The sequence below is a fragment of the Acinetobacter sp. TUM15071 genome (assembly GCF_008980925.1).
In the GTDB taxonomy this organism is placed as follows: domain Bacteria; phylum Pseudomonadota; class Gammaproteobacteria; order Pseudomonadales; family Moraxellaceae; genus Acinetobacter; species Acinetobacter dispersus.
This window is the reverse complement of the sequence record NZ_BKGB01000091.1, coordinates 1-241: the sequence shown is the minus strand read 5'-3', so window position 1 is coordinate 241 and position 241 is coordinate 1. Positions and strand designations below refer to the sequence as shown.

Genomic DNA, 241 nt, shown 5'->3' with positions numbered 1-241 from the left:
ATGTGGTGACCGTGAACGTCAATGGCGTTAACTTAACCACCACCGTACAAGCGGGTGGTACCTGGGCTGTGACGGTTGCCGGCGGGCAATTGGTACTTGATGCTGACAAAGTGATTAACGTCAGCATGGCAGCAACCGATGCAGCAGGCAACGTGGGCAACGCCACTGCGGATGCGAGCTACACAGTCGACATCACCACACCAGTGGTGGTGGTCAATCCAATTACGGGTGACAACATCAT

The 241-nt window shown here is 54.8% G+C and carries 1 protein-coding gene; it reads left to right on the top strand.

Annotated elements, in window-relative coordinates; translation table 11 throughout:
- Positions 1–241, top strand: a 241-nt coding sequence (locus GBI66_RS19575; protein WP_308464071.1) for a hypothetical protein, incomplete at both ends; no start/stop codon positions are given.